4 protein-coding genes and 2 tRNA genes are annotated in these 7306 nt (G+C 53.7%); all 6 read right to left on the reverse strand.

All coding sequences use genetic code 11. The features are described 5' to 3' along the window. Positions 1-6 precede the first annotated feature (6 nt). Complete coding sequence (gene rny / locus ACWIZX_RS01360; RefSeq protein ID WP_322794408.1) at positions 7-1545, reverse strand: ribonuclease Y; 1539 nt, start codon at positions 1543-1545, stop codon at positions 7-9. Positions 1546-1567: 22 nt separating this feature from the next. Continuing rightward, the gene (locus tag ACWIZX_RS01365; protein WP_322794407.1) at positions 1568-2158 is read right to left on the reverse strand and encodes a regulatory protein RecX; all 591 of its coding nucleotides are present in this window, start codon (positions 2156-2158) and stop codon (positions 1568-1570) included. A 623-nt stretch (positions 2159-2781) separates the two neighbouring features. Continuing rightward, a complete protein-coding gene (locus ACWIZX_RS01370; RefSeq protein ID WP_322794406.1) occupies positions 2782-3465 on the reverse strand; it encodes a creatininase family protein in 684 nt (227 codons plus the stop codon). Between the two features lie 137 nt (positions 3466-3602). Beyond that, the gene (locus tag ACWIZX_RS01375; protein ID WP_448334588.1) at positions 3603-6380 is read right to left on the reverse strand and encodes a leucine--tRNA ligase; all 2778 of its coding nucleotides are present in this window, start codon (positions 6378-6380) and stop codon (positions 3603-3605) included. A gap of 323 nt (positions 6381-6703) precedes the next feature. After that, positions 6704-6775 (reverse strand) — tRNA-Ala (locus ACWIZX_RS01380). Positions 6776-6779: 4 nt separating this feature from the next. After that, positions 6780-6852, reverse strand: a tRNA-Ala gene (locus tag ACWIZX_RS01385). Positions 6853-7306: the final 454 nt, after the last annotated feature.

The raw sequence follows: 7306 nt of genomic DNA on the forward strand, positions 1-7306 counted from the left end.
GCCGGTTCAGCGGGCGTAGTCCACAGCCCGGGTTTCGCGAATGACGGTCACTTTAATCTGTCCCGGATACTGCATGGTTTCTTCAATCTTTTTGGCAATATCCCTTGCCAGCCGTGTGGCCGCCAGATCGTCAATATCTTCTGGACGGACGATGATGCGCACTTCACGCCCAGCCTGAATGGCGTAACTCTGGCTGACGCCCTTGAAGGAATTGGCAATTTCTTCCAGTGCGCGCAGGCGTTTGATGTACTGCTCCAAATCTTCGCGGCGGGCACCGGGTCGGGCGCCAGAGATGGCATCGGCGGCTTCCACGATAATGGCTTCCACCGTTTCCTGTTCCACTTCGTGATGATGAGAGGCAATGATATTGACGACCTTTGCCGGAACGCCGTACCGTTTGGCAAATTCCGCGCCGATCATGGCGTGTGTGCCGTCGGTGTTATGATCCATGGCCTTGCCTAAATCGTGCAGCAGGCCACCCATACGGCACAAATCCACATCTGCGCCCAGCTCGGCCGCCAGCACTGCCGAAAGTTTGGCCACTTCCACAGCATGCGCCAGTTGATTCTGGCCGTAGGAAGTGCGGTACTTCAAACGACCTAAAACTTTGGTGACTTCGGGGTGCAGACCGGTCACCCCAGCGTCATACGCCGCTTGCTCGCCGGCTTCGATGATGCTTTTATCCACTTCTTTTTGTTCTTCGTTGAGAATTTTTTCGATATGCGCCGGGTGAATACGTCCATCCACAATCAAGCGTTCCAGCGCCCGGCGGGCAACTTCGCGCCGCACCGGGTCAAAACAGGAGATGGTAACCGCCTCAGGAGTATCATCTACAATCACATCTACACCGGCGGCCTGCTCAAAGGCGCGGATGTTTCGCCCATTCCGTCCAACGATACGCCCTTTCATCTCCTCGTTGGGCAGAGAAATGACCGAGGTGGTCACGCTGACCACATGATCCGAAGCCACCCGCTGGATGGATTCGGCAATCAACTCGCGGGCGCGCTTTTCACCTTCGGCTCGCGCTTCTGCCTCAATTTGGCGGATGATTCGTGCCATGTCGGCGCGGGCTTCTTTTTCGGCTTCCTGGAGTAAAACCGCTCGGGCTTCCTCGACGGTCATTTGCGCAATCCGCTGCAATTCCGCCATATGCTGCTCGTACATTTTTTCAACTTCGTTCAGGCGTTTGTCCACAGCCGACTGACGCTTGTTGACCGCCTGTTCACGCTGTTCCAGCCGCTCAAAGCGCTGATCCAGCTCTGCCCGCCGTTTCTGTAAACGGTCTTCTTCGCGGTTGATTTCCATGCGGCGGCGGTTGATTTCCGCCTCAGCTTCCTGCAAGGTTTTCAGTGCTCGATCTTTGGCTTCCAGTTCGATCTCACGTGCTTTTTCGTTCGCTTGCAGTAAAACTGCATCTGCTTTATTTTGTTGATCCTTTTTGAATTTTTCGGCAAAGTAGCGGGTCAAAAAATACACCGCCGCAGCCAGAACCAGCACATCCACCAACAAAATGACTACCAATGTTTCAAATCCAAATTGTCCCATGTTCCAATTCCTCTTTCCAGAGTCAGGTTTCGGGCTGCTCAATCTCTCTTTCGGAACAGATGCGGCGCACAACCGGAGCAATCGTTCCGTAAGAAAAGCCGCGGCGTGCTAAAAACGCCATCAGCCGCTTGCGAAACACATCCGGTTGCAGGCTGGTCAATTTTCGCGCATAACGAATACCAGCCTGATACGCCAGTTCACTCTCTTCCGCCAAAGGATTGAGCGCCTCCTCAATATGATCTTCCGAAACTCCCTTTTGCCTTAGCTCATAACGCAGTAATCGGCGGCTGCGGGGTCGAAAAGTGGTGCGATTTTCCGTCCACAAGCGCGCAAACTCCGCATCACCCAGCCAACGTTCGGCCTTCAAGCGTTCAATGATCTCCTCGATCAATGGCTGGTTAAACCCTTTTTCCAGCAGTTTGCGGCGAACTTCGGCTTCTGAACGCGGGCGGAAACTCAGGTAATGCAAACCACGTTGATAGGCGACTTCGCGGGTCTCTTCTTCCTGGAGTGAACGAATTTTATCTTCACTCAGGGTTTGTCCAACCCGCAGCCAGGCAGCTACAATTCGCGAAAGTCCGAAAGCAAATTCCCCATCGAGGTAAACATTCACTCGATTTGGGTTACGCCTTTGTACCTTTAATGCTGTGATCTTACGCTCCGCGTCCAATCAACACCAGCCTGCCCGGAGCAGCCCGAGAAGAACCAGTTTGTGCGGGGTGAAAATGCAGAAAATACCGGGAGCGAAGATTAAAGCAGATTCAAATAATTTTGAATCCTTTGTGAGGCTCTGGTAAATCCCACCACAGGTACATTATCTGTATACTTCACCGACAGCCTCCGGTTTAATTGCACTGTCCACGCGCGTACTCACCTAAAAAAGTACACGCCTTGAATTCAGAGCCGTTTCACTCTCCGGCTAATCTACTGATCCCATAATCTCTCCCCAATGGAGAGAGAAAATCCAAACACAAACGGTTTCTCCCTGCCACTGCAATGCTTTTCCAACGCTTTGATCATTCCGGGCTGAGGGAGTTTCAAATTTCTTAACACATTATACATGATTTTTTAATATTGAAAACATTTTAGGAGTTGAAAATTTACCAAATCCCGCCAAAATCAGTTTTTTCCGGGTAAGAATTCCAATTTCTCCCCTTCCCTTTTGCAGCTGAATGAATGGCAAACACCATTTCTTAAGTTGTTTGGACTAATACTTTTCCTTAAACCAGCATTTTCCTACTCAAATTGCAGCAAATACAGAATATCTGTCAGGGCTGCATCGAATAATTCCTGCATAATTTCCGGTCGGGCAGCATATTCACCGCCAAAACTGCCATCCCCGTACAGCTGCCGCATTTCCTCGGCATTGGGCAAACCCTGATAGGAAGGGGGAATTTTTGAACCCTGAGGCAATTCGCTCACCTGTACAAACGAAAAGGCTTCTAACCAGTTGGCATGCGCCGGTTTTAGTGCATGCTTTTCTGCCACCGCTTCAACGCTGTGGGATTTCCACCACGCATACCATCCAACTTTCAACCCCGGCAGTTCATTGGCCAGCTCTACCAGCACATTCCGCGCCCCATCGTTGCCGCCATGGCCGTTCAGAACCAGTAAACGCCGAAACCCCTGGCGGTAAACCGATCTGACCATGTCCTCCACCACCTGAATCAGTGTGCTGGAGCGCAGGCTGATCGTGCCGGGGTAAGCCAGAAAGTAGGGTGAAACGCCAAAGTTCAAAGGAGGGGCAACCAGCACACCGCTCCTTTCGCTGGCAGCGTCCGCCAGCGCCAGAGGAATGCGCACATCCGTCAAAAGGCTGAGATAACCGTGCTGCTCACATGCGCCTAAAACCAGCATCAGACGGTCATCCTGTTTGAGGTAGATTTCAACATCCATCCAGTTCAATTCTTCGAGTCGCATAAAATCTTCCTTTTTTGAAGAAAAAAAATCCTCACTCAGTATACCGCTTTTTCAAAAGGGACTGGATTAAACGCGGCGGCGAAGCGGATGCTTCGCCGCCGCAATTCAAAAAGGCTCTCCTCCTTCGGCCGATGTGGTCAAAACACGACGTTTACCAGTCTGCCACGCACATAGATAATCTGGCGCGGGCTGCGTCCTTCCAGATGGCGTTGGACACCTTCGGTAGCCAGAGCCATGGCTTTGGCTTCCTCTTCCGAGATATTGACCGGCACCTGAATCCGGTCACGCACTTTTCCATTTACCTGCACAACCAGCGTAATTTCTTCCTCGCGGGCAGCCTCTTCATCCACTACAGGCCAGGATTGAGTGTGAACCGAGTAGGGTTTTCCCAATCTTTCCCACAACTCTTCGCTGATGTGCGGCGCAACCGGCGCCAGCATCCGCAGGTAGATATCCACCGCTTCTTCCCAGGCGGGGGTGCCATACGCCCCACCCTGCTTGGCTTTGTTCATTTCGTTCAGCAGTTCCATTAAAGCCGAAACAATGGTGTTGAATTCGAATTCGCGGAAATCGCGGGTGACCGCCCGCAGGGTTTGATGAACCTTGCGGCGCAAATTGCGGATGAGGCTTTCATCTGCCGCTTTTGCAGCAGCCGGTTCAAGCACCAGTGACCACAGCCGCCTCAGCCAGCGGCTGGTGCCTTCAATACCACCGCTGCTCCACGGCCCACCCTGATCCCAGCGGGCAAAGAACATCAGGTAAGCACGCACCGTATCGGCTCCGTAGGCCGCCACCAGATTATCCGGCGAAACCACATTGCCGCGGCTCTTTGACATTTTTTCAGAATCCTCGCCCAACACCATACCCTGATTGCGCAACTGCAGCATGGGTTCGTTCCCTTTGGTGATTCCCATATCGCGGCAGGCTTTATGGAAGAAGCGCGTATAAATCAGGTGCATGGTAGCGTGTTCAATTCCACCCGTGTAGGTGTCAACCGGCATCCAGTAGTCATACTCTTTCGGATCAAAGGGACCTTCGTGATACCACGGGCTGAGGTAGCGCAGGTGATACCAGGATGAACACATAAAAGTGTCCATCGTGTCCGTTTCCCGTTCTGCCGTTCCACCGCATTGCGGGCAGGTCGTCAAACGCCAGGTGGGATGCAGTTTCAGCGGGCTTTCGCCGGTTGGTTTCCATTCCACATCCTCAGGGAGCAGCACCGGTAGTTGATCCTCTGGTACCGGTACGATCCCGCAGGTCGGGCAGTAGATCATCGGTATCGGGGCACCCCAGTAGCGTTGACGCGAGATCAGCCAATCGCGCAAGCGGTAATTGACGGCGTACTTTCCTTTCCCGTTTTGTTCCAACCAGCGGGTTACCTCTGCCTTTGCGTGCTCACCGGGAGTACCGCTGAATTCAGCCGAGTTGATCATCATCCCATACTCGGCATGGAACAGCACATCCCGGTAAAACTCCACGTTCCACAGCATTTCCATCAATGTGCGCGCAGAACGGACAGCGGGCTGCAATTCTTTGCAGCGCGCCAAAATGCGCGCCTCGGCCTCCGGCGATTCCCATTCCCAAAGACCGTTTTCGAAAATGAAGACCCAGCGCGACCCCACAATTTCGTTCCAGTAACCGCTGTTCAAGTATTCCTTGGCGATATTAAGATAGGAGTCAATCTGACCGGATTGCAGGGTCACAAAAACACCCCGCTCATTCTGCTCAAAGGCAATCCCGGCGCCGCTCAATACTTCCGCAAATCCGGCGCGCATGGAGGCGGCGGGCGCAAAGGATTTTGCCAGCCCGTCCGGTCGGGCAATGACCGGCAAAATGGGCAGGCCGTATTTGAGAGCAAACGCAAAATCCCGTTCATCATGCGCCGGCACGGCCATGATCGCACCGGTACCGTAGGTCATCAGCACATAATCGGCAATCCACACCGGAATACGCCGTCCGTTGACCGGGTTGACCGCATAACCACCGGTGAATACACCCGTTTTGTCCTTATCAGCCGCCTCGCGTTGAATATCGGACTGACGCAGCGTTTGTTGAACATAGGCCTCTACCGCAGGCCGCTGCTCATCCGAAGTCAGCTTGTCCACCAGTGGATGTTCCGGAGCCAGAACCATGAAGGTGGCTCCCCACAGGGTATCCGGCCGGGTGGTAAACACTTCCAGCAAGTCACCATCCTGGGTAGTGAAGTAAACCGCCGCGCCTTCAGAACGTCCGATCCAGTTGGTCTGCAGCGTGCGCACCCGCTCCGGCCAGTCAATTCCATCATAACGCAACAGCTCTTCAGCGTATTGGGTGGTTTTGAAGAACCACTGCTCCAGATTTTTCTTGATAACCGGAGTTCCGCAGCGTTCGCAGTGGCGGTCTTCGCCCCATACCTGTTCACGCGCCAGGGTCGTGTTGCAGTTGGGGCACCAGTCCACGGGTGACATTTTTCGGTATGCGAGCCCATTCTGATACAGCTTCAAGAAGAACCACTGCGTCCAGCGGTAATATTCCGGGTCGGAACTGATTGCCTCACGCCGCCAATCGAACATCGCGCCCATGCTGCGCAGCTGTCGGCGCATATTTTCGATGTTGCGGTAAGTCCACACTTTGGGGTGAATGTTGCGCTGAATGGCAGCATTTTCAGCCGGCAGTCCAAAGGCATCAAAACCAATAGGGAACAACACATTGTACCCCTGCATGCGCATAAAACGAGCGCGGGCATCCGAAGGGGTCATTGCATACCAGTGACCGATGTGCAAATCACCGGAAGGATAAGGAAGCATGGTCAGCGCGTAATGCTTCGGCCTGGAAGGGTCAACATTGGAATGATAGAGACCGTCCTGTTCCCAACGCTGCTGCCACTTACTCTCGATTTCTCCCGGATTGTACGCCGGTATGGGTGATGAGTTCATACCTCTCTCCTGTCTTTGATTAAGCAAAAATCCCTTCATCCAAGCAGGGACGAAGGGTTGCTCCGCGGTACCACCCTGATTGCCCGGAAAGAAATGTTCCCGGCCGCTCAGAACGCGCTAACGGGCGAACCCGGCAACGGCTACTGAAGTTCACCGCTGCGGCCTGCTCAACGAGCCGACAGGCGAGTTCAGCCTCAAGCGCTCCGTTTGCGCTGCGCCGGGCTCACACCAGTTCTCCCGACTCGCTGACGGATGGCTTACTACTCCTGCCATAGCCTTTCAAAAAACGAGCCGTGCCCAAATGCAACAACTCGTTTCTTGAGTGGACCCAGGGGGATTCGAACCCCCGGCCTTCTCAATGCCATTGAGAGCGCTCCCGTCTGCGCCACAGGCCCACGATGGAGCCGAGGGGACTTGAACCCCTGACCTCTTCATTGCAAGTGAAGATCTCTCCCATCTGAGTTACGGCCCCGTCCTCGCATTTTATCACAACTCGGATATGCGTCAATGCCACAAACCAACTCTGGCATGGTGTGGGAATCATTTGAACCAGGGAGGAACACCGCTGGCTCTCCTGCTATCCTGGGGTGTTTGAGAAAAATCGGCTGACTGACACTTTACTGGTAAGCTTTATCCGCGATGCAGCAGAGGAAGTGGGAGCGCGTTATCAGTTTACCTCCTCTAAACCTGCTGGGCGACTGGGGTGTCACTGAACAAAGCCCTCGCTTACAGAGGTTCAGAACCAAAGGTCGCCCCGTCCCCGGTCCTAAAGGGTGGGGCCGCGGCGGCCTTTTGGTCAGTAGGGCAGTTATCCAAACCCGAGCCCTACAAACCTCCCCTCTGGCAGGTTATCCCCTCTATATATAAAAGTCTGTTATTTCTACAAAAACCCCCTGGCGGGTTGGTCCCAAGTCTATATATAAAGG

This window comes from Bellilinea sp., assembly GCF_053501535.1.